This is a genomic window from Streptomyces sp. H51, assembly GCF_035656535.1.
GTDB lineage: Bacteria > Actinomycetota > Actinomycetes > Streptomycetales > Streptomycetaceae > Streptomyces.
The window spans coordinates 139828-166071 of sequence record NZ_JAYMHD010000034.1 but is presented as its reverse complement, the minus strand read 5'-3'; the positions used below and the strand labels follow the sequence as shown (position 1 = coordinate 166071).

Annotated in this window: 22 protein-coding genes; 12 read left to right on the top strand and 10 right to left on the bottom strand. The window is 73.9% G+C overall.

The features are described 5' to 3' along the window. Nucleotides 1-115 precede the first annotated feature (115 nt). The 6 genes from VKA29_RS10100 (at nucleotide 116) to VKA29_RS10075 (ending at nucleotide 8286) form a co-directional block, all read left to right on the top strand. Complete coding sequence (locus VKA29_RS10100; RefSeq protein WP_324784975.1) at nucleotides 116-1063, top strand: sugar ABC transporter permease; 948 nt, start codon at nucleotides 116-118, stop codon at nucleotides 1061-1063. Continuing rightward, nucleotides 1060-1971 carry a carbohydrate ABC transporter permease gene (locus tag VKA29_RS10095; protein ID WP_324784974.1) on the top strand — a complete coding sequence of 304 codons (912 nt, stop codon included), beginning with the start codon at nucleotides 1060-1062 and terminating at the stop codon, nucleotides 1969-1971. The genes VKA29_RS10100 and VKA29_RS10095 overlap by 4 nt, the downstream gene beginning before the upstream one ends. Then, nucleotides 1968-4007: a beta-galactosidase gene (locus VKA29_RS10090; RefSeq protein WP_324784973.1), complete on the top strand. Its 2040-nt coding sequence runs from the start codon at nucleotides 1968-1970 to the stop codon at nucleotides 4005-4007. Before VKA29_RS10095 ends, VKA29_RS10090 begins: the two co-directional genes overlap by 4 nt. Before the next feature lie 4 nt (nucleotides 4008-4011). Then, nucleotides 4012-4821, top strand: a complete 810-nt coding sequence (locus VKA29_RS10085; protein WP_324784972.1) for a DeoR/GlpR family DNA-binding transcription regulator — start codon at nucleotides 4012-4014, stop codon at nucleotides 4819-4821. After that, a complete protein-coding gene (locus VKA29_RS10080; protein WP_324784971.1) occupies nucleotides 4818-7073 on the top strand; it encodes an alpha-galactosidase in 2256 nt (751 codons plus the stop codon). Before VKA29_RS10085 ends, VKA29_RS10080 begins: the two co-directional genes overlap by 4 nt. Nucleotides 7074-7197: 124 nt before the next feature. Then, nucleotides 7198-8286, top strand: coding sequence for a MerR family transcriptional regulator (locus tag VKA29_RS10075; protein ID WP_324784970.1), 1089 nt, complete (start codon nucleotides 7198-7200; stop codon nucleotides 8284-8286). A 54-nt stretch (nucleotides 8287-8340) separates the two neighbouring features. Here the strand turns inward: VKA29_RS10075 and VKA29_RS10070 are convergent, their stop codons facing one another. Both VKA29_RS10070 and VKA29_RS10065 read right to left on the bottom strand, forming a co-directional pair. After that, nucleotides 8341-8679, bottom strand: a complete 339-nt coding sequence (locus tag VKA29_RS10070; RefSeq protein WP_324784969.1) for a deoxyxylulose-5-phosphate synthase — start codon at nucleotides 8677-8679, stop codon at nucleotides 8341-8343. Between the two features lie 79 nt (nucleotides 8680-8758). Next, entirely contained in the window at nucleotides 8759-9202 is a 444-nt protein-coding gene (locus tag VKA29_RS10065; RefSeq protein ID WP_324784968.1) for an ATP-binding protein, read from the bottom strand. Between the two features lie 203 nt (nucleotides 9203-9405). On the opposite strand from VKA29_RS10065, the gene VKA29_RS10060 reads away from it, so the two are divergent. The 3 genes from VKA29_RS10060 to VKA29_RS10050 all read left to right on the top strand — a co-directional run bounded on the left by VKA29_RS10060 (nucleotide 9406) and on the right by VKA29_RS10050 (nucleotide 11806). Continuing rightward, the gene (locus VKA29_RS10060; protein ID WP_324784967.1) at nucleotides 9406-10266 is read left to right on the top strand and encodes a Scr1 family TA system antitoxin-like transcriptional regulator; all 861 of its coding nucleotides are present in this window, start codon (nucleotides 9406-9408) and stop codon (nucleotides 10264-10266) included. After that, nucleotides 10263-10469 carry a DUF397 domain-containing protein gene (locus VKA29_RS10055; RefSeq protein ID WP_324784966.1) on the top strand — a complete coding sequence of 69 codons (207 nt, stop codon included), beginning with the start codon at nucleotides 10263-10265 and terminating at the stop codon, nucleotides 10467-10469. The genes VKA29_RS10060 and VKA29_RS10055 overlap by 4 nt, the downstream gene beginning before the upstream one ends. A gap of 116 nt (nucleotides 10470-10585) precedes the next feature. Beyond that, nucleotides 10586-11806 (top strand): glycoside hydrolase family 3 N-terminal domain-containing protein, encoded by a 1221-nt coding sequence (locus VKA29_RS10050; RefSeq protein ID WP_324784965.1) that lies wholly within the window; start codon nucleotides 10586-10588, stop codon nucleotides 11804-11806. Between the two features lie 50 nt (nucleotides 11807-11856). Here VKA29_RS10050 and VKA29_RS10045 read toward each other — a convergent pair whose 3' ends face one another. From VKA29_RS10045 to VKA29_RS10035, 3 genes are all read right to left on the bottom strand, one after another. Further along, on the bottom strand, nucleotides 11857-14496 hold the full coding sequence (locus VKA29_RS10045; protein WP_324784964.1) for a multicopper oxidase domain-containing protein: 2640 nt from the start codon (nucleotides 14494-14496) through the stop codon (nucleotides 11857-11859). A gap of 95 nt (nucleotides 14497-14591) precedes the next feature. Beyond that, the gene (locus tag VKA29_RS10040; RefSeq protein ID WP_324784963.1) at nucleotides 14592-15725 is read right to left on the bottom strand and encodes a hypothetical protein; all 1134 of its coding nucleotides are present in this window, start codon (nucleotides 15723-15725) and stop codon (nucleotides 14592-14594) included. Next, nucleotides 15722-16552, bottom strand: coding sequence for a helix-turn-helix transcriptional regulator (locus VKA29_RS10035; protein ID WP_324784962.1), 831 nt, complete (start codon nucleotides 16550-16552; stop codon nucleotides 15722-15724). The genes VKA29_RS10040 and VKA29_RS10035 overlap by 4 nt, the downstream gene beginning before the upstream one ends. Before the next feature lie 70 nt (nucleotides 16553-16622). On the opposite strand from VKA29_RS10035, the gene VKA29_RS10030 reads away from it, so the two are divergent. From VKA29_RS10030 to VKA29_RS10020, 3 genes are all read left to right on the top strand, one after another. Beyond that, complete coding sequence (locus VKA29_RS10030; RefSeq protein WP_324784961.1) at nucleotides 16623-17426, top strand: DUF2249 domain-containing protein; 804 nt, start codon at nucleotides 16623-16625, stop codon at nucleotides 17424-17426. A gap of 521 nt (nucleotides 17427-17947) precedes the next feature. After that, entirely contained in the window at nucleotides 17948-18484 is a 537-nt protein-coding gene (locus VKA29_RS10025) for a hypothetical protein (RefSeq protein WP_324784960.1), read from the top strand. A 130-nt stretch (nucleotides 18485-18614) separates the two neighbouring features. Further along, complete coding sequence (locus tag VKA29_RS10020) at nucleotides 18615-19154, top strand: hypothetical protein (RefSeq protein WP_324784959.1); 540 nt, start codon at nucleotides 18615-18617, stop codon at nucleotides 19152-19154. 87 nt (nucleotides 19155-19241) lie between these two features. Here the strand turns inward: VKA29_RS10020 and VKA29_RS10015 are convergent, their stop codons facing one another. The 5 genes from VKA29_RS10015 to VKA29_RS09995 form a co-directional block, all read right to left on the bottom strand. Continuing rightward, the gene (locus VKA29_RS10015; RefSeq protein ID WP_324784958.1) at nucleotides 19242-20489 is read right to left on the bottom strand and encodes an MFS transporter; all 1248 of its coding nucleotides are present in this window, start codon (nucleotides 20487-20489) and stop codon (nucleotides 19242-19244) included. A gap of 430 nt (nucleotides 20490-20919) precedes the next feature. Further along, on the bottom strand, nucleotides 20920-21486 hold the full coding sequence (locus VKA29_RS10010) for a hemerythrin domain-containing protein (RefSeq protein ID WP_324784957.1): 567 nt from the start codon (nucleotides 21484-21486) through the stop codon (nucleotides 20920-20922). A 262-nt stretch (nucleotides 21487-21748) separates the two neighbouring features. Then, on the bottom strand, nucleotides 21749-22243 hold the full coding sequence (locus VKA29_RS10005; RefSeq protein ID WP_324784956.1) for a DUF1360 domain-containing protein: 495 nt from the start codon (nucleotides 22241-22243) through the stop codon (nucleotides 21749-21751). A gap of 85 nt (nucleotides 22244-22328) precedes the next feature. Then, nucleotides 22329-22607, bottom strand: a complete 279-nt coding sequence (locus VKA29_RS10000) for a metal-sensitive transcriptional regulator (protein WP_324784955.1) — start codon at nucleotides 22605-22607, stop codon at nucleotides 22329-22331. A 256-nt stretch (nucleotides 22608-22863) separates the two neighbouring features. Next, a complete protein-coding gene (locus VKA29_RS09995; RefSeq protein ID WP_324784954.1) occupies nucleotides 22864-26238 on the bottom strand; it encodes a pyruvate carboxylase in 3375 nt (1124 codons plus the stop codon). Nucleotides 26239-26244: the final 6 nt, after the last annotated feature.

Sequence of the window (26244 nt, the reverse complement as noted above, 5' to 3'; positions counted from 1 at the left end):
GGTCCCGCCCGCCGGGGTCCCGCCCGCCGGGTCCCGATCGCCGGGGTCCCGATCGGCGGGCCCCGATCGCCGGCCCGTTCCCGCTCGCCAGCACAGTCCAGGAAGAGACCACGACATGACCGCCGACCCCATAGCGGCGACCGCCCCGCCGCCGGCGCAGACCGCCCCCGCCAGCGTCCCCGCCCGCCGCAGACGGAACTGGGCGCCCGTCTTCTTTCTCCTGCCGTTCTTCGTGCCGTTCGTCCTGTTCACCCTGGTGCCGGTCGGCTACGCCTTCTACCAGAGCCTGCTCAAGACCGAGCGGACCGGCGGCACCTTCGGCCACAAGACGACCGTGTTCGCGGGCCTCGACCAGTACAAGGAAGTGCTCGGCGACTCCGAGTTCCTCGGCAGCGTCGTCCGGGTGCTGGTCTTCGGGCTGGTGCAGATCCCGGTGATGCTGCTGCTGGCGCTGGTGCTCGCGCTGCTGCTGGACTCGACGGTGGCCCGCCTCAAGCGCTTCTTCCGGATCACCTACTTCGTGCCGTACGGCATCCCCGGCGTGGTGGCGGCGCTCATGTGGGCCTTCCTCTACGACCCGCGGCTGTCGCCCGTCGTGGACCTGCTCGACAAGGCGGGCTCCGCGCCGGACTTCCTCGGCTCGTCGATGATGCTGTGGTCCATCGGCAACATCGTGACCTGGACGTACACCGGGTACAACATGCTGATCATCTACGCCGCCCTGCAGGCCATCCCGTCCGACATCTACGAGGCGGCCCGGATGGACGGCGCGAGCGAGGCGAAGATCGCCTGGCGGATCAAGGTGCCGATCCTGCGTCCGGCGCTCATCCTGACGGGCGTCTTCTCCATCATCGGGACGCTGCAGCTGTTCACCGAACCGCAGGTGCTGCGTTCCATCTCCACCAGCGTCACCAGCACCTACACACCCAACCTGGCGGCCTACTCGCTCGCCTCGTCGAACAACTACAGCGAGGCCGCGGCCATGTCGGTGACGCTGGCGCTGGCCACGTTCGTCCTGTCGTTCGGATTCCTCAAGCTCACGGGGCGAAAGGCCGAGTCATGAGCCTCCTCACCGACACCGCGGGCGCGCACGCGCCCCGTAAGACCTCCGAGACCGCACCGCGCGGCCCCCGGGAGAGCCGCCTCTCGGTGATCGCGGCCACCGGCTTCCTGGCCGTCGTCGCCGTCTACATGCTGCTGCCGGTGTTCTGGCTGATCGTTTCCGCGACCAAGAGCCAGGGCGACCTGGTCGACTCGTTCGGGCTGTGGTTCTCCGACTTCCACCTGTTCGACAACCTGCGGGCGCTGTTCGCCAAGCAGGACGGGGTGTACCTGCCCTGGCTCCTCAACAGCCTCCTCTACGCGGGGGCCGGCGCGGCCGTCGGCACGCTGCTGTCCGCGATGGCCGGCTACGCCCTGGCCAAGTACCGCTTCCGGGGACGGGAGTTGCTGTTCAACGTCGTGCTCGGCGGTGTCCTGGTCCCCGCCACGGCGCTGGCGCTGCCGCTGTTCCTGCTGTTCGCCGAGGTGGACGCCACCGACACCTTCTGGTCGGTCTTCCTGCCCAGCATCGTCAGCCCGTTCGGCGTCTACCTCTCCCGCATCTTCGCGGCGGCGTCCGTGCCCGACGAGTTGCTGGAGGCGGCCCGGATCGACGGTTCCGGAGAGCTGCGGACGTTCTTCACCATGTCGCTGCGGCTGATGTCACCCGCCATGGTCACGATCTTCCTCTTCCAGTTCGTGGTCATCTGGAACAACTTCCTGCTGCCGCTGGTGATGCTCCAGAACGACCGTCTCTACCCGGTCACCCTCGGCCTGTTCACCTGGCAGTCCCAGGTCAGCCGCGACCCCTCGCTGCAGATCCTCAGCCTCACCGGGTCGCTCGTCTCGGTCGTCCCGATCGTCATCGCCTTCCTGGTGCTCCAGCGGTACTGGAAGGCGGGCCTCGCGGCGGGAGCGGTGAAGTCGTGACCGACGCACTCAGGCAACTGTCCGACCGGCTCGGCGGCATCGCCTACGGCGGCGACTACAACCCGGAGCAGTGGCCGCGCGAGGTGTGGGACGAGGACGTACGTCTCATGCGGGAGGCCGGCGTCAACCTCGTCACCGTCGGTGTCTTCTCCTGGGCCTTCCTGGAGCCGCGCCCCGGGCGGTACGAGTTCGGCCTGCTCGACGAGGTGCTGGACCTGCTGCACGCGAACGGCATCGCCGCCGACCTGGCGACGGCCACCGCGTCCCCGCCGCCGTGGTTCTCGCTGCGGCACCCCGAGGCGCTGCCGGTGACCGCGGACGGTGTCCGGCTCACGCACGGCTCGCGGCAGACGTTCTGCCCGAGCAGTCCCGCGTACGCGGACGCGGCCGGCCGGCTCGTCGAACGGCTCGTGGAGCGGTACCGCGACCATCCCGCGCTCGCGCTGTGGCACCTGCACAACGAGTGGGGCAACCACAACGCGCACTGCTACTGCGACAGCAGCGCCGAGGCCTTCCGGGACTGGCTGCGGGAGCGGTACGGCGACCTCGACGGCCTGAACCGGGCCTGGGGGACGGCGTTCTGGAGCCAGCGCTACGGCGACTGGGCGGAGATCATGCCGCCGCGCGCCACCGCCGCGGTGCCGAATCCGACCCAGCAGCTCGACTTCTGGCGGTTCTCCTCGGACGCGCTGCTGAGGCTGCACCGGCGCGAGGCGGAGATCGTGCGCCGCCTCTCCCCCGGCGTGCCGCTCACCACCAACCTCCTGGTCACGCTGGAGAAGAAGGTCGACGGCTTCTCGTTCGCCGGTGAGTGCGACTTCGTCTCCGTGGACCAGTACCTCACGGCCGCGGACCCCGAAGCGCACATCGGGCTGTCGCTCGACGCCGACCTGGCGCGCGGCATGGGCGGCGGCGCTCCGTGGCTGCTGATGGAGCACTCCACCTCCGCGGTGAACTGGCAGCCGCGCAACGTGGCGAAGACCCCGGGGCAGATGCGGCGCAACAGTCTCGCGCACGTGGCGCGCGGCGCGGACGGTGTCCTGTACTTCCAGTGGCGCCAGTCGCGGGCCGGCGCCGAGAAGTGGCATTCGGCGATGCTTCCGCACGGCGGCACCGACACCAAGGTCTGGCGCGAGGTCACCGCTCTCGGGCGCGACCTGCGGGCCCTCGCCGAGGTGCGCGGCAGCCGCGTCGTGTCGGACGTGGCCCTGCTCTTCGACTGGAACGCCTGGTGGGCGCTGGAGACGGACGCCACTCCCTCGCGTGACGTGCGCTACCTGGACCTGGTGCGCGCCTGGTACGAGGCGCTGTGGTCGCTGGGTGTCACCTGCGACCTGGTGCATCCCGCGAGCGACCTGAGCGGCCACCGGCTGGTGCTGGTGCCCGGCCTGTGCCTGACGTCCGACGCGGACGCGTCGTCGCTGGACGCCTTCGTACGGGGCGGCGGGCACGCGGCCGTCGGCTTCTTCAGCGGTGTGGTGGACGAGAACGACCACGTGCGGCCCGGCGGCCACCCGGGGGCGTACCGGGACATGCTGGGTGTCCGCGTCGACGAGTTCTTCCCGCTGCGCGAGGCGGAGACCGTCCGGCTCTCCGACGGCTCGGGGGCCACGGTGTGGAGTGAGCTCGTGGAGCCGCGCGGTGCCGAGACGATCGTGTCCTTCGCCTCGGACCCGGCGTGCGGCGGCCCCGTCGCGGGCCACCCCGCGGTCACCCGCAACTCCCACGGCGCGGGCGTGTCCTGGTACGTGGCGACGCGGCCGGACGCGGACGCCCTGCGCGGGCTGCTGGCCCGGGTCTGCCGGGAGGCCGGTGTCACGGCCGCGGCCGGGGTTGCGGCCGGGGTGGAGGCGGTGCGCAGGCGCGGGCCGGAGGCCACCTACCTCTTCCTGATCAACCACACCCCCCGCGACGTGCCCGTCCCGGCGAGCGGCGTCGACCTGCTGACCGGCGCCGTCGCCGACGGCAGGACCGTGGTCCGCGCGGGCGACGTCGTGGTGATCCGGGAAGACGGCACGCCCTCGTCGGAACGGTGAGGGCATGCTCGCGAGGCAACGGCAGGAGCGGATCGCCGAACTCGTCCGGGAGCACGGCTCGATCCGGGTCGGCGCGCTGACCGAGCGGTTCGGCGTGTCCCACATGACGATCCGGCGCGATCTGGAGTCCCTGGCGCGCCGGGGCCATCTCGACAAGGTCCACGGAGGCGCGGTCACACCGGAGCACGGCAGTACCGCGGAACCCGCGTTCGGGGAGAAGCGGTCCCGCGAGGTCACCGCCAAGGAGGCCATCGCGGCCGAGGCCGCCCGGCTGGTGGCGCCGGGCTCCGCGGTCGCGCTGACCGCGGGGACCACCACGTGGACCCTGGCCCGGCACCTGCTCGACATCCCGGACATCACCGTGGTCACCAACAGCCTCCGGGCCGCGCAGACCCTGGAGGCCCACCGGCGGCACAAGCAGACGGTCGTCCTCACCGGTGGCGTCCGCACCCCCTCCGACGCCCTGGTGGGGCCGGTCGCGGTCGCCGCGCTGGCCTCGCTCCGGGTCGACGTGCTGTTCATGGGGGTCCACGGCATGGACGCCCGGACCGGCTTCAGCACGCCCAATCCCGAGGAGGCGGAGACGAACCGGGCGATGTGCCGCTCGGCGCGCCGGGTCGTGGTGCTCGCCGACCACACCAAATGGGACACGCCCGGCCTGGCGGCCATCGCCGGGCTGGGCGCGGCCGACCTGCTCATCACCGACTCGGGCATCGGCGCGCAGGCCCGAGAATCACTGGAGGCCGGCGTCGGTCGGCTGACCGTCGTCGAGCCGGACCCGCCCGCCCGACCGACCGAAAGCGTACGCACGTGACCACCGAGCACCTCATCCACTTCCGAGCCGGCGGCACGAGCCTCGTCCTCGACTGTTCGGGCCCCCGGCTGCCCCGGATCCTGCACTGGGGCGCCGACCTGGGCGATCTGGGCGACCAGGTCGGCCACGACGACCCGGGCGGCCACGACGGCCCGGGCGCCGATGCGGCCGGCGGCTCGGGCGCCGATGCGGCCGGCGGCTCGGGCGCCGATGCGGCCGGCGGCTCGGGCGTCCTCGCCTCGCTCGCCAGGGCGAGCCGCACCGAGCTGGGCACCAGCGTGCCCGACGTGCCGGTCCCCGTGAGCGTGCTGCCCGAGCAGTCGGCGGGCTGGCTGGGCACTCCGGGGCTGTCCGGCCACCGCGAGGGCTCCGACTTCTCCAGCGCCTTCACCGTCCGCGAGGTGCGCGTCCCGGCCCCCCGCACTCTGACGGTCGAGGCCGTGGACGACCAGGCCCGGCTCGCCCTGCGATGGGAGCTGGAGCTGACCGGGTCCGGTCTGGTGCGCCAGCGCGCGGAGCTCACCAACGAAGGCGCGGCCCCCTACACGGTGGACGCGCTGCAACTCACGCTCCCGGTCCCGGCGCACGCCACCGAGGTCCTCGACCTGACCGGCCGTCACCTGCGGGAACGTTCCCCGCAGCGGCACGAGTTCACACTCGGCACGCACCTGCGGGAGAACCGCCGCGGGCGCACCGGCGTCGATGCCACGCTGCTGCACGCGGTGGGTGAGCGGGGCTTCGGCTTCCGCGGCGGTGAGGTGTGGGCTCTGCACGTCGCATGGAGCGGCAACCACCGCACCTTCGCCGAGCGCACGAACTCCGGGGTCTCCCTCCTCGGCGGCGGTGAGCTGCTGCTGCCGGGCGAGATGCGCCTGCGGCCCGGTGCCACGTACACGACGCCGTGGCTGCTGGGCTCGTACGGCCGGGGCCTGGACGACATGGCGGCGCGCTTCCACACCTACCTGCGGCAGCGCCCCCACCACCCGGCCACGCCGCGGCCGGTCACGCTCAACACCTGGGAGGCCGTGTACTTCCGGCAGGACCTGGACACCCTCACCGCCCTGGCGGACGCGGCGGCCGAGGTCGGAGCCGAGCGGTTCGTGCTGGACGACGGCTGGTTCCGCGGGCGCCGCGACGACCGGGCCGGGCTCGGCGACTGGTACGTGGACCCCGAGGTCTGGCCGCACGGGCTGCACCCGCTCGTCGAGCACGTCCGCTCCCTCGGGCTCCAGTTCGGCCTCTGGGTCGAGCCGGAGATGATCAACCCGGACTCGGACCTGGCCAGGGCGCACCCGGAGTGGATCCTGTCCGCCGCCGGGCGCATGCCCCCCGAGGCCCGGCACCAGCAGGTGCTGGACCTGGGCCGGCCGGAGGCGTACGCGTACCTGCTCGAACGCCTGGACGCCCTGGTCGGCGAGTACGCCATCGACTATCTCAAGTGGGACCACAACCGCGACCTCGTCGACGCGGGCAGCGGACCGTACGGTGTCGGCGGGGTGCACGCCCAGACCACCGCGGTGTACGCGCTGATGGACGAGGTGCGCCGACGGCACCCCGGGCTGGAGATCGAGTCCTGCTCGTCGGGCGGCGCCCGGGTGGACCTCGGCATCCTCGAACGCAGCGACCGGGTGTGGACGAGCGACTGCATCGACGCCCTGGAGCGGCAGCAGATCCAGCTCTGGACGGGGATGCTGCTGCCGCCCGAGTTGATGGGCGCGCATGTCGGCGCCCCCTCGTCGCACACCACGGGCCGCACGCAGGGTCTCGACTTCCGCGCCGGCACCGCGCTCTTCGGCCACCTGGGCATCGAGTGGGACCTGACCGGGGCGACGCCCGGGGAACGCCGCCGGCTGGCCGAGTGGATCGAGACCCACAAGCGGCTCCGGCCGCTGCTGCACGGCGGCACGGTCGTCCACGGCGACCACCACGACCCCGCCGTGCTCGTGCACGGCGTCGTGGCCCCCGACCGGTCCCGTGCCGTGTACGCGGTGGTGCAGAAGGCCACCAGCGTGCAGGTGCCGACGGGCCGCGTGCGCCTGCCCGGTCTGGCGGAGGACGCGCTCTACACCGTCGCCCCGCTGCCGCCCGGGGACGCGGTCCGGGGCCCGGTCACCAGCCCGCTGCCCTGGTGGACGCCGACGGGTGTCGAGCTGCCGGGCCGGGTCCTGTCCGTGCTCGGCGTCCAGGCGCCGACCCTCCACCCGGAGAGCCTCGCGCTGATCGAGGTCCGGCGGACCACGCCCGGGGCCTGACGTACCCGCGCGGGGGAGAGGGGGGCCGGGACGCCTCGCCGTCTCCCCCGCGCCGGAGCAGCAGCGAGCCCGGGTTGACCCTCGACCTTGTCGAGGGCTCAGGGTTCGGGGTGTGGAGAGCGAGATGCGCAGCATCGGGGAGATGGCCCGGGACAGCGGACTGAGCGTGAGCGCGCTGCGGTTCTACGACCGGGCCGGCGTGCTGGTCCCCGCACGGGTGGACCCGGTCAGCGGCTACCGCTGGTACGCGCCGGGGCAACTGGAGGAGGCCCGGCTGCTGGCCCGGCTGCGCCGGGCCGGCATGCCCCTGGCGGACATCCGGCTGGTACTGGCCGGCTGGTCCAGCGCGGACACCGACCTGGTGCGCGGGCTCCTGCAGGCGCACCTGCGCCGGCTGGAACAGGGTCTGGCCGACGCCCGCGGCGAGTTCTCCACACTCCGAGCCCAACTCGACCACAGGGAGAACCCCATGACGTCGTCGCCCGGCACCACCACCGTCCGCCTGACCGTCCCCGCGCCGGAACTGGCCGCCGCACTGGACGCGGTCCGTTTCGCGGCCGGTTCGGACCCGGATCTGCCGATGCTCGCCGGTGTCCTGTTCGACGTCGAGGGCGGGGCACTGAGCCTGGTGGCCACCGACCGCTACCGGATGGCCGTCGCGCGGGCCGCCGCCACCGGGTACGACGGACCCCGCGTGCAGGCCGTCGTACCGCTGCCCCTCGTCGACGCGATGCGGGCGCTGGTGCGGGGTGAGGAGCCGGTTCGGCTCGCTGTGGACGGTGACCGGGTGTCGCTGGAGTCGGGCGACCGTCGGGCGGCCGGCCAGTGCCTCGACCACGACTTCCCCGACTACCGTCGCCTGGTGCGCCTGCCGGAAGGCCGCCGGGCCCTCGTCGACACGGCGGCCTTCCGCGAGGCCCTGCGCACCGGCCCGGTCCGCCCGAGTGGGCCGCGCGACCGGGACGGCGAGCCGTCGTACGACGTCAGCGTGGTCAGGGTGGCGGACGACGGCGAGGTGACGGTGTGCCAGGACGGTGACGACAGCGAGGACAACGTCGGCGTCAACCGGGACTTCATGCTGGACGCCCTCGCCTCCGGAGCCCGCGAGAAGCTCCTGCTGGAGTTCAGCGCCCCCACGGCGCCGATCGCCGTCCGCCGCCCCGACGACGCGCACACCTTCTCGATCCTGATGCCGGTCCGGCTGGAGGAGTGACCCGCGGGAGCCCGGCCGGTGCCGGCCAGGGCCGGGGACACCGCCGCGTCGGGGTCAGGGCACCTCGTGCCGTACGAGGGCCGTCGCCAAGGGCTCGCCGCTGCGGCGGGCGTACGTCATCCGCTCGCGGACCTCGGCCAAGGTGCGGGGACGGTAACCGGGTCCGCCGCAGCAGCTCTTGTGGAAGCGGATGCCCGCGTGCAGCAGCACGGACAGCGTCCGCCAGGCGGCGGTGTCCCGGCGGCGGGGTGCGGCGAAGGCGGAGCCCACGTGGATCAGCGGCCGCGCGCAGCGGGGGCAGATCCGCTGCCCGTCCCTGCCCTCGGGGTCGTAGGGCTGCTTGTACGCGGCCCGGCAGGGCAGGCAGACGTACGAGGTCTTCGCGTGGGCCATGCCGGAAGGGTAGACGCGGCCCGGGCGGAACTCGACGGGATTTCGGGGCCGTCCGTTTCGAGGGGTGGCTGCGAGTGCGTCAGGAACCCTCGGTGCGGCACGACACCTCCGCCCAGACGGTCTTGGTGTACGCGTCGTCGACCGTGCAGCCCCAGCGGTCCGCGTAGGACCGGACGAGGAGCAGTCCGCGGCCCGAAGCCCCGTCGGGGGGCTTCGGCGTCACGGGCGGCGGCAGGCGTTCGGGGCGGGTGTCCGTCACCTCGATACGGAGGCAGTGCGGCAGGGCGAGCAGCGTCAGGCGGAAGTCGCGGCCGGGGAGGCTGCCGTGGCGGATCGCGTTCGCCGCGAGTTCGGCGGTGACGAGGGCGACGGTTCGGGCGGGGTCGGAGTCGTACGGCAGGCCCGTCCACTCGGTGAACTGCTGGACGGCGAGTTGGCGGGCGAGGCGGGCTCCGCGCCTCGTGCTGCTGAAGCGCAGGGTCAGGTGGGTCCGTGTCCCGCCGGTGAGCTGATGTTGTGTCACGAGATCAGGGTGAGCGGGTGAGTACTGCGCTGACCAGGTACGACGACCGTACGGCCGCGATGTCGTACGGCGTGTGCGGCAGGTGATCGCTTTGGCTGTACGGGTGTTGTACGGGTGGCGCTCGTGTCCCTTCTGTTCCCGGTCCGGTTGAGCATGGCCCGGTGGCGTGCGGGGTGCGGTTCGGGACGGAAGGGCGTGAGCGTGTGAAGGCAGTACGGGACGGGCGGAGCGGCCGGGCGCCGAAGGCCAGGGAGGAAGCGCCGGACCTGCCGGGGGTGTGGTCGGCGTACGGCGTGCTCCTGCAGTATCTGCGCAAGCGGACCGGGTTGAACCAGCAGCAGCTCGGGGACGCCATCGGCTACTCCCTGGAGCAGGTCGCCTCGGTCGAACAGGGACGACGGCCGGCGAAGGCGGCGTTCACCGCGGCGGCGGAACGGGCGCTGGGGGCGGGCGGGGTTCTGCTGGCCCTCCAGGACGAGGTGGACCGGGCGAAGTTGCCGCGCTTCTTCCGCAACGTCGCCCTGCTGGAGGCAGATGCACTCAGCAGGTTCTCGTACGACCCCCTGCTCGTACCTGGGCTCTTGCAGACGGAGGCTTACGCGCAGGCACTGCTCGAAGCGCACTTCCCGCCGCTGGACGAGGAGGTCATCGAACAGCGCGTGGCAGCCCGTCTGGCCCGGCAGGCCCTGCTGGCCCGTAAGAACCCGCCTGCGGTCTTCGTGTTCATCGTGGAGGAAGACGCCTTCCGACGAGTGGTGGGCGGTACGGCAGTCATGCGTGTGCAGTTGGAAACCGTGCTGGCATGCTCACGGATGCGCAACGTCGAGCTCCAGGTCATGCCGACCTCCCGAGGGGCCCACAGCGGGCTCAACGGGCCCATGGTGTTGCTGGAGTCGAAGGACCGCAGGCGGTACGTCTACGTCGAGGCTCAGGACGTGGTGACCGTCAGGTCCGGTGAGGATGAGGTCAGCGAGTTCTGGTTGCGGTATGGGATGCTGCGCACGCAGGCCCTCAACACCGAGGAGTCCTCTCGTCTCATCGAGCGCATGGCAGGGGAGCTATGAGCACCGACCAGCACACTGCTCAGACCGCAGGACTGGAGTGGTTCAAGAGCAGCTACAGCGGGACGAGCGGCGGCGACTGCGTCGAGGTGGCCGCTGACCTGGACGTTGTGTATGTGCGGGACTCCAAGGCCCCGGGTGGCAGGCCGGTGTTGCGGATCGCCCGTGCGGAGTGGGCCGCGTTCGTCACGCTCGCGGTGAAGTAGAGCGCCTGTCACCAGGGCCGGGACCGGGTCGACTCGACACTCCGGCGGTGCGGCGTACCGTGTGAAGGACAGCCGACAGGGCTGCCGTGTGCCTTCGCGAGACAGGAGCGCCTTTCATGCGACGTCTTCGCCGATCCGGAGCGGGCCGTTCGGCGGCCCTGCACGCAGGTGTCCCGCTCGTCAGCATGATGCTCGCCGCGACCGTCTGCGGCGTACCCGCCGCCCGTGCGCGGGCCGTGCACCCGGTGGCCGGGTCGGCGACATCCGCTCCGGCCGCCGCTGTGGCCTCCTGCGCGGACACTGTGTACAGCGGCATGACCCAGGCGCAGCGCATCGGGCAGTTGTTCATGGGCGGGGTGTCCGCGAGCAGCCCCAGCGCCACCGACCTGGGTACGCTCCGTGACCAGCACGTGGGCTCGGTCATGCTGACCGGGCGCAGCAGCGCCGGCGTCACGGCCACGCGCGACGTGGTGGACGGCATCCGCGGGCAGGCGGACACGGTCTCCGGCAGGCGGGTGGGTCTCCTGGTCGCCACCGACCAGGAGGGCGGCCAGGTGCAGGTGCTGAGCGGCCCCGGCTTCTCCACCATGCCGAACGCGCTGACCCAGGGCGGCTGGTCGACGTCCACGCTGCGCAGCCGGGCCGCGGGCTGGGCGGGCGAGCTCAGGTCGGCCGGGGTGGACCTCAACCTGGCCCCCGTCGCGGACGTGGTACCGGCCGACCTCGGCACGCGCAACCAGCCCATCGGGCGCTACTACCGCGAGTACGGCCACACACCCGACGTCGTCGCCTCACACAGCAAGGCGTTCGCGGTCGGGTCCGAGCGGGCTGGTGTGATGACCACGCTCAAGCACTTCCCCGGGCTGGGCCGGGTCATCGGCAACACCGACACCACCGCGAACGTCGTCGACTCGGTGACGACCACGACCAGTTCCTACCTCACGCCCTTCAGGTCCGGGATCCAGGCCGGTTCGCCGTTCGTGATGGTCTCCCTGGCCACGTACAGCAAGATCGACTCCCACCACATCGCGGCGTTCTCCCCCACCGTCGTCCGCAAGCTGCTGCGCACCCAGCTCGGCTTCAAGGGCGTCGTCATCTCCGACGACCTCGGACAGGCCGTCGCCGTCCGGTCCTACACGCCGGCCCAGCGCGCGACCGGCTTCCTCGCGGCGGGCGGCGACCTGATCCTCACCGTGAAGCCGTCCATCGTGCCCGCGATGGCGCAGGCGGTCGGCTCCCGCATGCAGACCGACGCCGCGTTCCGCTCCGGCGTCGCCGACAGCGTGCACCGCGTCCTCGCCGCGAAGGCCGCCGCCGGGCTGCTCGACTGCGGCTGAGCAGCCGCACTGCGCCCGCCTCCCTCGTCGGCCCCGGCTTGTCAGGCGCGTCACCGGGCCGTGACCCTGAATACCCCGCGGGCTCCCCGCTCGGCGTCGCTCATGAAGTGCGAGACGAACGGGTAGTCGCCCGCCTGCGGGAAGGAGAGCTCGACGAACCCTCCCGATCCCGGGGCCAGATCGAGGATCTGCGCACCTCCGTGTCCGGGGTCGTCCGGGCGGAGCCGGTAGGCGCCCTCCTGGTAGACGGTGTCGAACTGGCCGCCGACGACGTGGAAGGCGCCGGCCCGGTCGGGTCCCGCGTCCAGCACCCACACCCGGACCCGCTCGCCGACGCGAGCGGTCAGCCGGTCGCGGGTGTACTGGTTGGCGTAGCCGTTGAAGACGACGGCGTCGGGCCGCCCGGCCGACAGTTTCTCCGGGTCGGCCGTCCCGCCCTGGGCGCCGAGGTACAGCTCCGACTGGACGATCGCGTACTCCCGGTCGACGTGCGGAAGGTCCGGGGGATCGATGACGACGGCCCCGTACATGCCGTTGGCGATGTGCAGCGACATGGGCATCGTGGAGCAGTGGTACATCCACATCCCGCTGCGGGTGGCGGTGAACCGGTACGTCAGCGACCGGCCGGGCTGGATGGTGCGCATCGGCCGGTCGGGGGCCAGGGCTCCGGCGTGGAAGTCCACCGAGTGGCCGGTGGTCCCCCGGTTCACCAGCGTGATCTCGAAGGTGTCGCCGACGCGGCCGCGCAGGACGGGGCCGGGGGCGGTCCCGTCGAAGGTCCACAGCCGCTGCCGGACGCCGGGCGCCACCTCCCGTACGACGTCCCGCACGGTGAGGGTCTCGCGGTGCACCGTGTGCCCGGCACCGCCCGGGGCGGGAAGCAGCCGGGCGTCGCGGCCGGTGAAACCGGCGGGCGGTTCGGCCATGGGGTCGAACGCCTTCGCGGCGGAGTCCCGTGCCGCCCCGCTGCCGGAGTCCGCCGGGCCGCCGCCTCCCCGCGCCATGGAGTGGGCGGGGGCGGACGTGGGCGCCGTACCGGTGGCGTGGACGGTGAGGACCATGCCCATCTGCCGGTGTCCCACCACGGAGCACCACCCCTCCAGGTCGTGTCCCACGGTGCCCGCGTCGAGGGTGGCCCGCTCCCCCGGTGCGATCCGTCCGGTACGGGCACCCGTGTCCAGCACCAGGTCATGCCGGTCGGTGCCCAGGTTGTGCAGCTTGATCACCAGCCGGTCGCCCCTCGGCACCCGGACGCTGTCCGGGGTGAAACGCATTCCGCGGACGGTGACCGCCACGGTGGTGGTGCGGCCGGTGGGCATCACCGTCCGCCCGTCCTCGGTGGCCGCCGCGGCGGAGCCGGCCGCGGCGGAGGGCAGGGACCGTACGTCCACCGCGCCGCCGGCGGCGACGGCCAGCACCACGACGGCGGCACCGGCGGCCACCCCGCCCAGCACCCGGTGCGGCCGCCGCGGCTCCGCCGCCGGTGCGGTACGGACGCCACGGGCCCCGGACGTCGTGCTCCGGCCCCGCGCACGGTGGCACAGGACGGCCCTGACCAGCAGCGCCAGGAACGCCACCAGCACGCCCAGCAGCACCACCGAGCAGGCCACCCGCACCGTGCCGGGCACCGGCAGCACGCACAGCAGCAGTGCCGCGTTGGCGGCGGTCAGCCTGGCGGCGCCGCCACGCTCCAGCTCCGCCGTGGTGGCCCGTACGGCAGCGGGCCCGCCGCCGAGCACCACCGGCACCAGGAAGCTCAGCGCGCCCAGCAGCACCTGCGCCATCCACCCGGCGGCCAGCGGGGCGGTCAGGGCCGAGGTCCGCTCCGCCGCCGCGGGCCAGGACGGCGACGTCAGCAGCGTCAGCGCCAGTGCCGCCAGCGTGCCGAGCAGCCAGGCGCCGCCCGCGGCCACCGACCAGGTGGCGAAGGTGGACGGCGTCTTCGCCCGTGCCTCGCGGACCCAGGGGACGCCAGCGACGACCAGCCCGCCCGCGAAGACGGCGACACCGGCGGCGGCCGCGGGCGGCGGCAGCACGAGTACCGCGGCGACGGCCGCGCCCAGCCCGCCGAGCAGGACGGGCAGGGCCCGGCGGGCCGCCCGCTCGGCACCGTCCGCCACACGGGTGCGCAGCATCGTCGGCCAGAGGGTGACCAGTGTTCCGGCCACCGTGAGGCCGAGCCAGCCGAAGAGGTTGATGACCTTGTGCGCCGTCAGCAGGCGGGCGGCGAGATCGTCGGAGAGACCGCCGCGCGCCATGATCACGCCCAGCGCGGCGCCCACCGGCAGCAGGGCGGCGGCCGCGACGTAGTAGCGCACGGTCATCGCGAAGCGACCGGGCAGGGCCCGGCGCGCCAGGCCGGCCAGCCGGACTGCGTGCACCGTGACGGCGGCGCCGACGGCGGTGCCGCCCGCGAGCACCGCGGGCCAGGAACCGGTGGCCATGCCGGCCATCACGGCGACGGCTCCGGCGTTGAGGACCGCCAGCCGGAACGCCGCCGGGGCCCCGCGGTCGGACTCGGGCAGCCGCAGCACTGAGGCGGCGAAGTGTCCCGACCAGATCACGACGGCGTTGCTCACCGCCCCGAGCAGCAGCAGATGGACGAGCAGCCAGCGGGCCTGCGGCACGAACGGGTGCGCCGACGCGGCGACCGCGAACAGCAGCAGCCACACCGCGACCACGGCGTTCACCCTCAGGTGCCAGGCGGCTCGCGGCGTGCGCCCCGCCGGCCCGGAGCCGTGCGGGTCCGCGGACGAAGGCCCCGGCGCGAGGGAGGGCCGCCCGGTCACCGGGTCGTCTCCGGGAGCCGCGGCCGGGGGCGTCGCGCCGCGCCGTCGGTCACGGACAGCGTCGCCGCCGTCGCCACGAACAGCAGCACGGCGACGATGTCGAGCACCCCGCCCGTCCGCCAGGCCAGGGTGGAGTCCCGCAGGTCTCCGACCAGGACGCGCAGCGCCAGCGAGAGGTGCAGCAGCCAGGCGGGTACGGCGAGCACGGGGTGGTACGGCAGCGGGCGGCGCAGCACGGCGGGCAGGATCACCGGGGCGTGGGCCATGATCATCGAGATGACGAAGCCCAGGAAGACGCAGTGCACCACCGCGTCGTAGCGGCTGCCGTCGGTGATCGGGCCGTCCAGCAGCCACAGCGCGCCCGCCAGCGCCAGCCAGGCGTACCCGGCCAGCAGACAGGCGGCCGAGAAGCGGGGCAGGCCCGTGGCGCGGAGCGTGCGGCGGGCGACGTCGTGCGCGGTGAGCCAGGCGACCAGGGCGAGCAGCGCGGCGGCCAGCAGCAGGGTGCCGGGCGCGGGCCACAGCAGGGTGGCGACGGTGCCGGTCAGCACGGCGCCCACGCAGGCCAGGAATGCCTGTTCGGTGCGGGGGGCGAGGAGGGCGACCCGGGCCAGTTCCAGCCGCTCGCCCGCGATGGTCAGGACCAGGAAGGCGGCGAGCCAGGGCAGCAGACGGGGCACGTCCAGTCCGCCCAGCCACAGCAGTGCCGCGCCGAGTCCGGCGAGCGCGCCGGCCGCCTGGGCCAGCAGGGCGGGGCCCGGCTGCCGGCGCCAGAAGCGGAGGTACAGCACGCAGAGCACCGCGGTGCCGAGGACCAGCAGCGATTTTCCGACGCGCAGGTCGGCCGGGGTGAGCAGCAGCAGGCCGCCCGCACCCAGGAAGAGCGGGGAGAGATGTCCCCAGCGACGTCCCAGGGCGACGGCGCGTTCCAGCGCCACCAGCGTGCCGGCGAAGCCGAGGACCATCAGCATTCCGTGCACCCGGGGCAGCCGGTCGGCACGTACCGGGGCGGGGAGCCCGAGCAGCAGCAGCGCGGCGTCGAGCCCGGCCAGCAGCGCGATACCGGCGGGCACCAGCAGCACCGCCCGCCCCGCGCCGGTCCGCCGGGCGGGTCCCGCGGCGGCCGTCACGGGAGCCTCCGGTCGGGCCCCTGGTCGGGCCTCTGGTCCGGCCTCTGTTCCGGCCCCTGTTCCGGCCCCTGTTCCGGCTTCCGGTCCTGGTCCCGCGACCCGGCGGGGACGAAACTCAGCCGGCAGGCACCGGGCTCGGCGAAGGGGCGCAGGGAGACCTCGTCCGGGGCGCCGCCGAGAGCGGCGTAGCCCGCCCGGACCAGCCCGGCGTGGACGCCGCAGATCACGCCGGGGTGCTCGCGGGCGATCTCGATGAAGGGGCAGTGCGGCAGCCGCACCCGCAACTCCCCCCGTCCGTCGCCCGCGCTCTCGGTCTCGCCCCCACCCCCGCCCGCGCTCCCGCCCTCGCCCTCGGTCTCCGGGGCGAAGCCGATCTCGTCGAGCAGGGCGATGATCCGTCCGCGTGCCTGGGCGGTGTTCCCGGGCGGTTCCTGGCCGGCGACCAGGGCGCGGCCCCACTCCTCCCCCGCGGCGCGGGCCTCCGCCTCCGGGTCGGCGCTGGACCTGGCGATCTGCCCGGCGAGCACGGCGGCCAGTCCGGCGTACTCCCGCACGGCGGACTGCTGCGGCGGCCGGGAGAGGTAACGCCAGGCGGGTCGCCCGCGCCCGGCGGCCGCCCCGCGCTCGCGGACCGCGAGGCCGCTGTCCACCAGCGCGTCCAGGTGCTCCCGGACGGTGTTGACGTGCAGACCGCACTCCTCGGCGAGCGCGGCAGCCGTGACCGGCCGCGGCCGGCCGCGCAGGTGCTGGAGGACGGCGTGGCGCTGCCGGGAGACGGGCGGCCGGTCACCGCCCCCGGGGAAAGGAGCCTTAATTTCCACGGACATGTCCGTAGTATATTCGAAGTGCAGTCCCGCACCCGGCCATCCGGCCGCCACCCACCGCTGGAGACTCAGCATGAGCACTGTCACGTTCGCGTCGGACCCCCAGGACGCCCAGGCCGTCGAAGCCGTCGAAGCGCACCACGCCCGGCTGGCGGGCGAGCTGGGCGGACGGGTCACCCTGCTGATCGACGCCGTGGACCGCGATCCCGCCTCGGCGGAGGACATCCGCGCCGGTCTCGTCACCTTCTGCGAGCGTGAACTCGTCCCGCACGCCCTTGCCGAGGAGTCCGCCCTCTACCCCGCCGCACACGGCACCGTGGAGGCCCGGCTGCTGATCGACGGCATGCTCGCCGAGCACCGCAGGATCGCGGAACTGGTGGACGCGCTGCGCACCGCGCCGTCCCCGGCCCGCGCGGCGAGCGACGCCCGCGCGCTCCAGGTGCTGTTCGAGGAGCACCTGAGCAAGGAGAACGAACTCGTCCTGCCGTTGATCGCGGCCTCTCCCGACATCTCCCTGGCTGAGCTGCTCGGCGGGATGCACGAACTGCTGGGCGGCCACGCCCACCTCGAGAGCGAGGCCGAGAGCGAGGCCGAGGGCGAGAAGTCCGGTGGCTGCGGCGGCGGTTGCGGCTGCGGCGGCTCGGACGAGGCCGACGTGCCCGAACTGGATGCCCGCGCCGTCCCGCACGCGCTGCGCCACGCCACCGTCTTCGGCGCCCTCGACGCCGTCGCCCCGGGGCGGGCCATGGTGCTCGTCGCCCCGCACGACCCGCTGCCGCTGCTGCGCCAGGTCGAGGCCCGCGACCCCGGCGTCTTCCGGGTGGAGTACGTGGAGCGCGGCCCGGAGACCTGGCGCCTGCTGTTCACCCGCCGCTGACAGCACACTCGTCCGGTTCGGCGGCTTCCGGGAGGAGACCGGGCCGCTCCGGTCGAACGCCAACGACCGGCTGATCCTGGGCCAGAGCCGATCCCCGGCAGGAACCGACGACGACGTCGCCGCCGTGCCGACATCCGTGGCCTCCGCCCCGGTGCCGGCCCGGCCGCTCCCCGCCGCGCGGGTCGTGGACGCGAGCGGGCGCGGCCACCTCGTCCGGCCACGGCCGGCGCTGGTCGGCCCGGTGACGGGCGGTCCTGCGGCGGCGGGCGCGATCGTCCTCGCCGGCGCCTCGCCCGCTGTCCTCGACGGGGATCTCGGGTTCAGTGCCCCGGGGCGTCGAAGGCGTCGCGCCGTCCGGTCGCCTCCTTCTGGTCGTACCGCGCCGCCATTCATTCGCGTTTTCGGACGCCACGCCCTGATCGACTGAGCGATTGAGCTGTACGGCCGCTGCGAACGGGTACTCGACGGCTGCCGTCGCCGGCCGCGCGGGCGGGCGGCGAGGCGATCGAAGGACCGAGATGATGAACCGGCTGCTCCCCGTCACCGGCCACCAGGGCTCGTCGCCGGGTGGCGTCTCGCCTCTCCTGGGCATCTACCTCAACGACCACCTGGCGGCCGCCACCGCCGGCGCCGGGCGGGCCCGGCACATGGTGCGGTCGTACCGCGGTTCGGCCCTCGCCGGCGCGCTGGAGCCGCTGGCCGCCGACCTCGCCGAGGACCGGGCAGCCCTGCTGGACATCATGCGGCGGCTCGGCATCCCGGTACGGCAGTACAAGGTGTACGCCGGGCGGGCGGCCGAGCGGGCGGGCCGGTTCAAGGCCAACGGCCGCCTCGTACGCCGTTCTCCGCTGACCCCGCTGGTGGAGGTGGAGGCGCTGCGGCTGGGGGTCGAGGGCAAGGTGGCCGCGTGGCGGGCGCTGCGCGAACTCGCCGACGGCGGTGAGGAGCGGCTGGACGCGGACCTCCTCGACGGCCTGCTGGAACGGGCCCGCCGCCAGCGGGACGCGCTGGAGGAACTGCGCCGCCGACAGGTCGTCACGGCCTTCCGGGAGCAGTGAGGACCCTTCACGGCGGGTGTGGCCGAGCCCACGCCGGTGGGGGCGGCTCGGGCATGTCCCGGGGCGGGTGCCGAGAGCTACCGTTTCAGCAGACCCCCGTTCCCCCCGGAAGCAGTTCGGACGGCCCGCTGTGCTCGCAGACCTCTCCCCCGTCATCGCCGCGACCACCCAATGGCTGATCCGCGCGTATCCGGCGTCCGGCGGGGCGCTGGCCTCCGCCCTGTGCGAGGTGCAGGCTCGTCAGGCGGTCACCGTGGCGGCGTGGCTGCGCTATCCGACGACGATGGACGCCGCGCTGCTCGGCATGACGGGCCCGGGCGGCTCGGCCCGGCTCGACTGGGTCATCGGTTCGGACGTCGGCCAGGACGCGCGGGACGCCGAGGACGTTCAGGACTCGGCCTGGCGCAGCTGGGTGGACGAGGTGGTGGCGAGCTGGGCGGCCTGCCTGCTCACCGATCCGGCGCTCGCCGCGTCGGCGGTGGCCGGGCTGGCCGACGGCGAGCACGCGGCGGGCGTGCCGGTGGAGTTCCGGCGCCTGGTCCGGCCGGACGACCGCGACCGCCGGGCGGCGGCGCTGCTGCGCCACCCCGACCTGCTCGGCCCCGTGGCGGGCCTCCACCGCGCTCCGCTCCTGGACCGGCTCGGGCCGGACCAGGCACTCATCGCCTGAGACGGGCCGGACGGGCCAGACGGGCCGGAGCCCGCCGCCCGGGGACGGGCGGCTGGCGGCTGGCGGCGGGCGGCGGGCGGCGGGCGGTCAGGCCGCCGTGCGCAGCGCCTCCCGGGCCGCCCGGTCGGCCGCCTCCGGCGCCGGCGGCACCGACCGCAGGGCGCGGCGGGACCGGGCCAGCAGGCCCGCGCCGATCGTGCCGGCGACGAGCAGGCCACCGGTCACCAGGGCTCCGCGCGGTCCCGCGAGTTCCATCAGCAGGCCCAGGACGGGCGGGCCGCCGAGGCTCCACACCGTGCCGACGCTGCTCCACACGCCGAGGACGCGACCGCGCAGGTGGGCGGGCGGGTCGGTCTGCAGGACGGCCGTCCCCGCGGTGTCCGAGACGGACTCCACCACGGCCATGGGCAGGACGAGCACCAACAGCACGGCCAGCGACGGCGACAGTCCCGCCACCAGTTGCAGCAGCCCGCCCGCCGCGGCCAGGGCGCCCACCAGGCGGACCGAGGGCCGCCGCAGCCGGGCGCCGAGGACCGCGCCGAGGATGCCACCGACGGCGAGGACGGTGGAGACGGTGCCGAACGCTCCCGCGCCGCCCGCGAGCGGGCCGGTGACGAGGACGGCCAGGGTCAGCCCGTAGTTGCGGCCGAAGACCGCGCTGACGCCGGTGATCCCGGCGAGGGCGACCAGGCGGGGCCGTCGGACGAAGAAGCGCAGTCCCTCCCGGACGGTCAGATCGGCTCCGGAGGCGGTCCGCGGTGCGTGCGTGCCGCCGCCGGGAACCGCTCCGGACGCCGGACGCAGGAACGGCACGACCGCGGCCACGAACAGGAACGACAGCCCGTTGGCCGTGTAGGCGGCGGCCGTGCCCAGGAAGCCGACGGTGACGCCGGCCAGGGCGGCTCCGAGCAGCCGGCCGGCGCTGTGCACCAGGGCGCCGACGCCGATGGCGGAGGGCACGTCCTCGACCGGGACCAGGTCGTTGCCCAGCAGGGCGCAGGCCGGTCCGTCGACCGTGGCGATGGTGCCGGTGACGGCGGCCAGCACCAGCAGGGACGTCATGTCGAGCCGGTCCAGCGCGACGAGCAGGGCGGTCGCCAGGGCGACGGCGCCGAGCAGGGCCTGGCTGACACCGACCGTCAGACGGCGCGGCCAGCGGTCGACCGCGGCGCCGCCCAGCAGGCTGACGAAGAGGGCGGGGGCGGCCTGCACGGACATGGACAGTCCGGTGGCGGCGGCGGACCCGGTGATCTGCAGGACGAGCAGGTTCTGCACGGTGAGCTGCATCCAGGTGCCGACGTTCGACACCAGGTTGGCCACGGACCACCAGCGCATGCTCCGGTGTCTCAGGGACCGCCACGGCGAGCGGGACGACCGGCCGGCCGGAGCCGGGGGGCCGGCCGGGGCAGGGGAGGGTGCGGGGGGAACGGTAGACACAGTGCGGTACCCGATGGGCGTGAGTCGGACGTCAGAAAGGTCGGCGGAACCGAGGGACGCCGGCTGCGCTGCGCGGCCACTCCACCTGATCGGTTACGGCGCGCTGCCATGGTGGCAGACGGGACCGGCGAGTCCTCCGCGGCCGGCCGTACCGCCCGTGCCGCCCGGGACCCAACTCTTCGGGGCCCGTACCTGATTGGCGTGGGGAGTGGGGTTCCTCACAGACTCTCGGCAATATCGGGCAAAATTGACGATAACCGACAATAAGGGGCCCGGGTCCGCCGTGTCGGCGGACCCGGGCCCCGGGGTCGGTGCGTGGGGTCGGGGGTCAGTCGCCCGTCCTGCCGCGGCCGGTGAGCGCGTCGCGCAGCCGGTCGACCAGTCCGGCGCCCGGCGCCAGGAGCTTGTTGGCCGGCGGCTTGTCCGGAGCGGACGGGTGGGGACGGGTCGGGGCCGTCTTCTTCGCCTGCCGGACCTTGTCGCCGATCTCGTCCAGTGCTTCGGCGGGGCACGAGGCCCGCAGCCGGGGGAAGAGGTTCCGCTCCTCGTCCGCGACGTGCTCGCGGATCTCGGTCATCAGCATCCCGATGAGCCGGTCGAACTCGGCGTCGCCCGGCTCGCGGCTCTCCAGGTCCTTCATGATCTGCTCGGCCCGGGCGTGGTCCTGCAGTTCCCGGTCGGCCAGCGCGTCGCCGCCTTCGACGTGCTTGCGGACGGCGGGGTAGAGATAGGCTTCCTCCGCCACCGAGTGCCGGACCAGCTCCATCGTGGCCTGCTCGGCGTAGGTCTTGCGGTCCTTCGCACCGGGCGGCAGCGCCTCGATGCGGCCGAAGATCTCCTCGACCTCGCGATGATCGGTCATCAGCTCGTCGATGACGTTCCCACCATGACCCATGTCCACCACCTCCTGCTCCTGCCTGCGCGCGGCGGGTCCGGCCGGACCCGCCTCGGCCCCGGGTGCCCCGCGTCGGCACGGCCACACCGGCTGACGGGCGGCGCGGCCCCGGTTCACCCGACCGGCCCCGGTCCCACCGGACGGGCGACGGTCGCCGCCCCTCCGGCCCGCATGCCACCCGCGCCGACCGCCGCCGTCGCCGTCGCCGTCGCCGTCGCCCCCACGCCTACCGCCGCCGTCACCCCCACGCCGACCGCCGCCGTCACTCCCGCGCGGTCCGCTGGGTCCACGTCCAGGCGTACTGCAGCCAGTCCGACAGGGTGACCGCGCCGAGGCCGGCGCAGAGCAGGCGTGTGGCGCGGGGCGCGGCGGTGTAGCCGCAGACCAGGGCGCCGGCCAGCCAGACGGAGGTGCAGAAGGGGCACGACACCAGGTCGCCGACGGCGCGGCGCACGCCGCCTCCGCGCGGTTCGTCCATGACCTCGGGGCCTTCACCCTCCCCCGTGCGGCGGGTGAACGGCGCCCGCACGAAGCTGGTGATCTTGTCGTTGGACAGCAGCCTGGACGCCTTGTACGTCGCCGCTCCCAGCAGGGCCACATCCCACGGGGGCACCCGCTGCGGCAGTCGAACGCCGCGGCGCCGCGCCACCGCGGTGAACGCCGCGAGGCCCGTCGCGAAGGCGCCGCTGAGCACGGCGTAACCCGCCAGCGGCTCGTCGGACTCGTCGTCGTAGCGTCGCACGGCGTCCGTCGTCATGGGGCCTCCCTGGAACACTGCCCGTCCGGTGCCGGCCCCGGGTTCCCCCCTGCGACAACGGCCACACCTGCGCCGGAGGCGTGGGTCAGGCCAGGGACAGGAAGAGCTTCTCCAGGCGGGCGCGCATCTGGACGGAGTCGCGCACCTCGGGGTCCTCGCTGGTCATGCACTGTTCCAGCCCGGTCGCGATGATCGAGAACCCGGCCCGGTCCAGGGCCCGGGAGACCGCCGCGAGCTGGGTGACCACGTCCTCGCAGTCCCGCCCCTCCTCGATCATCCGGATGACGCCGGCGAGCTGGCCCTGGGCGCGCCGCAGCCGGTTGAGCGCCGACTTCAGCTCGTCGGCCGACATGTCGAGTTGCACACTTCCTCCTCGTATATACCCCCGCGGGTATCTTAACCCGCTGACGGCAACACGCTCCGGAGGCATTCTGTTCCCGTGACGGGCCTGTTCCCGTGACGGCCTGTTCCCGTGACGGGCCTGTTCCCGTGACGGGCCTGTTCCCGTGACGGGCCTGTTCCCGTGACGGGCCTGTTCCCGTGACGGCGGCGACAGCGGCCGGGCGGCCTGACGCCGCCCGGACCGATTGTCACCCGCCCGCCGATCACGGCGTACGGGATCAGGCCAGCTCGACGAGCAGGTCACCGCCCTCCACCTGCTGGATGCGGTTGATGGCCAGCCGGGCGACCGTGCCGGCCTTGGGCGCGGTGATCGCGGCCTCCATCTTCATCGCCTCGATGGTGGCGACGGTCGCCCCGGCCGCCACCTCGTCGCCCTCGGCGACCGCGAGGGTGACCACACCGGCGAACGGAGCGGCGACGTGGCCGGGGTTGCCGCGGTCGGCCTTCTCCGTCACCGGCACGTCGGAGGCCGCCGCCTGGTCGCGGACCTGGATGGGCCGCAGCTGGCCGTTGAGCGTGGACATCACCGTGCGCATGCCGCGCTCGTCGGCCTCGCCGACCGCCTCCAGCTCGATGAGGAGCCGCACACCGGGCTCGAGGTCGACGGCGTACTCCTTGCCCGGGCGGAGCCCGTAGAAGAAGTCCTTGCTGTCGAGGACGCTGGTGTCGCCGAAGGCCTGCCGGTGGGTCTCGAAGTCGCGGGTGGGGCCGGGGAACAGCAGCCGGTTGAGCGTGGCGCGCCGGTCCTTGGCCAGGCCCGTGCGGTCGTCCGCCGTCAGCTCCCGCACCGGCCTGGCCTCGGCGCGGCCCTGCAGCGCCTTGCTGCGGAAGGGCTCCGGCCAGCCGCCGGGCGGGGTGCCCAGCTCGCCGCGCAGGAAGCCGATCACGGAGTCGGGGATGTCGAACCGGTTCGGCTCCGCCTCGAAGTCCTCCGGTGTCACGTCCGCGCCGACGAGGTGCAGGGCGAGGTCGCCGACCACCTTGGACGACGGGGTGACCTTGACCAGATGGCCGAGGATGCGGTCGGCGGCGGCGTACATCGCCTCGATCTCCTCGAAGCGGTCGCCGAGGCCGAGCGCGACGGCCTGGGTGCGCAGGTTGGAGAGCTGGCCGCCGGGGATCTCGTGGTGGTAGACGCGCCCGGTCGGGGAGGCGAGGCCCGCCTCGAACGGGGCGTAGATCCTGCGGACGCTCTCCCAGTACGGCTCCAGGTCGCCGACGGCCTGCAGGTCGAGCCCGGTGGGACGCTCGGAGTGGTCGGTCGCGGCGACGATCGCCGACAGCGAGGGCTGCGAGGTGGTGCCCGCCATGGACGCCACCGCCCCGTCGACCGCGTCGGCGCCGGCCTGGACCGCGGCGAGGTAGGTGGCGAGCTGGCCGCCCGCGGTGTCGTGGGTGTGCAGGTGCACCGGCAGGTCGAACTCGCGGCGCAGCGCGGAGACGAGCTTCGCGGCGGCCGGCGCGCGCAGCAGGCCCGCCATGTCCTTCACCGCCAGGACGTGGGCGCCCGCCTCGACGATCTGCTCGGCCAGGCGCAGGTAGTAGTCGAGGGTGTACAGGCGCTCGTTCGGGTCGGACAGGTCGGAGGTGTAGCAGAGGGCGACCTCCGCGACCGCCGTGCCGGTGGCCCGTACGGCGTCGATGGCGGGGCGCATCTGGCCGACGTCGTTGAGCGCGTCGAAGATCCGGAAGATGTCGATGCCGGTGGCGGCCGCCTCCTCGACGAAGGCGTCCGTCACCTCGGTCGGGTACGGGGTGTAGCCGACGGTGTTGCGCCCGCGCAGCAGCATCTGCAGGCAGATGTTGGGCACGGCCTCGCGCAGCGCGGCCAGCCGCTCCCACGGGTCCTCGGCGAGGAAGCGCAGGGCGACGTCGTAGGTGGCGCCGCCCCAGCACTCCAGGGACAGCAGCTCGGGCAGGGTCCGCGCGACGACGGGCGCGACAGCGAGCAGGTCCTTGGTGCGCACCCGGGTGGCGAGCAGCGACTGGTGGGCGTCGCGGAAGGTGGTGTCGGTGATGCCGATGGTCGGCGACTCGCGCAGCCGGCGGGCGAAGCCCTCGGGGCCCAGCTCGACGAGCCGCTGCCGGGAGCCCGCGGGCGGCTCGCCGGCGGGGAGCGGGGGCAGCTTGGTGACCGGGTCGATCAGGTCGGGCCGCTCGCCGTGCGGCCGGTTCACGGTGACGTCGGCGAGGTAGGTGAGCAGCTTGGTGCCGCGGTCGGCCGAGGAGCGCGCGGTCAGCAGGTGCGGGCGCTCCTCGATGAACGCCGTCGTCACCCGGCCGGCCTGGAAGTCCGGGTCGTCGAGGACCGCCTGCAGGAACGGGACGTTGGTGGCCACGCCCCGGATGCGGAACTCGGCCACCGCGCGCCGGGCCCGGCCGATCGCGGCCCGGAAGTCGCGTCCCCGGCAGGTGAGCTTGACCAGCATCGAGTCGAAGTGGGCGCTGATCTCGGTGCCGGCGTGCGTGGTGCCGCCGTCCAGCCGGATGCCGGAGCCGCCTGGCGAGCGGTAGGCGCTGATCCGGCCGGTGTCCGGGCGGAAGCCGTTGGCGGGGTCCTCGGTGGTGATACGGCACTGCAGGGCCGCGCCGTGCAGCTTCACCGTGTCCTGGGAGAGCCCGAGGTCGGCGAGCGTCTCGCCGGAGGCGATGCGCAGCTGGGCCTGGACCAGGTCGACGTCGGTGACCTCCTCGGTGACCGTGTGCTCGACCTGGATGCGCGGGTTCATCTCGATGAAGACGTGGTTGCCGTCGCGGTCGAGCAGGAACTCCACGGTGCCCGCGTTGCGGTAGCCGATCTCGCGGGCGAAACGGACCGCGTCGGCGCAGATGCGGTCGCGCAGTTCCGGGTCCAGGTTGGGCGCGGGCGCCAGCTCGATCACCTTCTGGTGCCGGCGCTGGAGCGAGCAGTCGCGCTCGAAGAGGTGGATGACGTCGCCCTCGCCGTCGGCGAGGATCTGCACCTCGATGTGGCGGGGGTCGACGACGGCCTTCTCCAGGAAGACGGTGGGGTCGCCGAACGCGGACGCCGCCTCCCGGGACGCGGCCTCGATCGACTCGCGCAGCTGGGCGGGCTCCGCCACCCGCCGCATGCCGCGGCCGCCGCCGCCCGCGACCGCCTTGACGAAGACGGGGAAGCCGATCTCCTCGGCGGCGCGGACCAGTTCGTCCACGTCCGTGGAGGGTGCGGAGGAGCCGAGCACGGGGACGCCGGCCGCGCGGGCGGCGGCCACCGCCCGCGCCTTGTTGCCGGTCAGTTCGAGGGTGCCGGCGCTGGGGCCGACGAAGGTGATGCCGGCCTCCTCGCAGGCGCGCGCCAGCTCGGGGTTCTCGGACAGGAACCCGTACCCCGGGTACACCGCGTCCGCTCCCGCCCGCCGCGCGGCGCGGACGATCTCCTCGACGGAGAGGTAGGCCCGCACCGGGTGCCCGGGCTGGCCGATCTCGTAGGCCTCGTCGGCCTTGAGCCGGTGCAGCGAGTTGCGGTCCTCGTGCGGGAAGACGGCGACGGTCCGGGCTCCCAGCTCGTAACCGGCCCGGAATGCCCTGATCGCGATCTCACCGCGGTTGGCGACCAGTACCTTGCGGAACATCGCCGC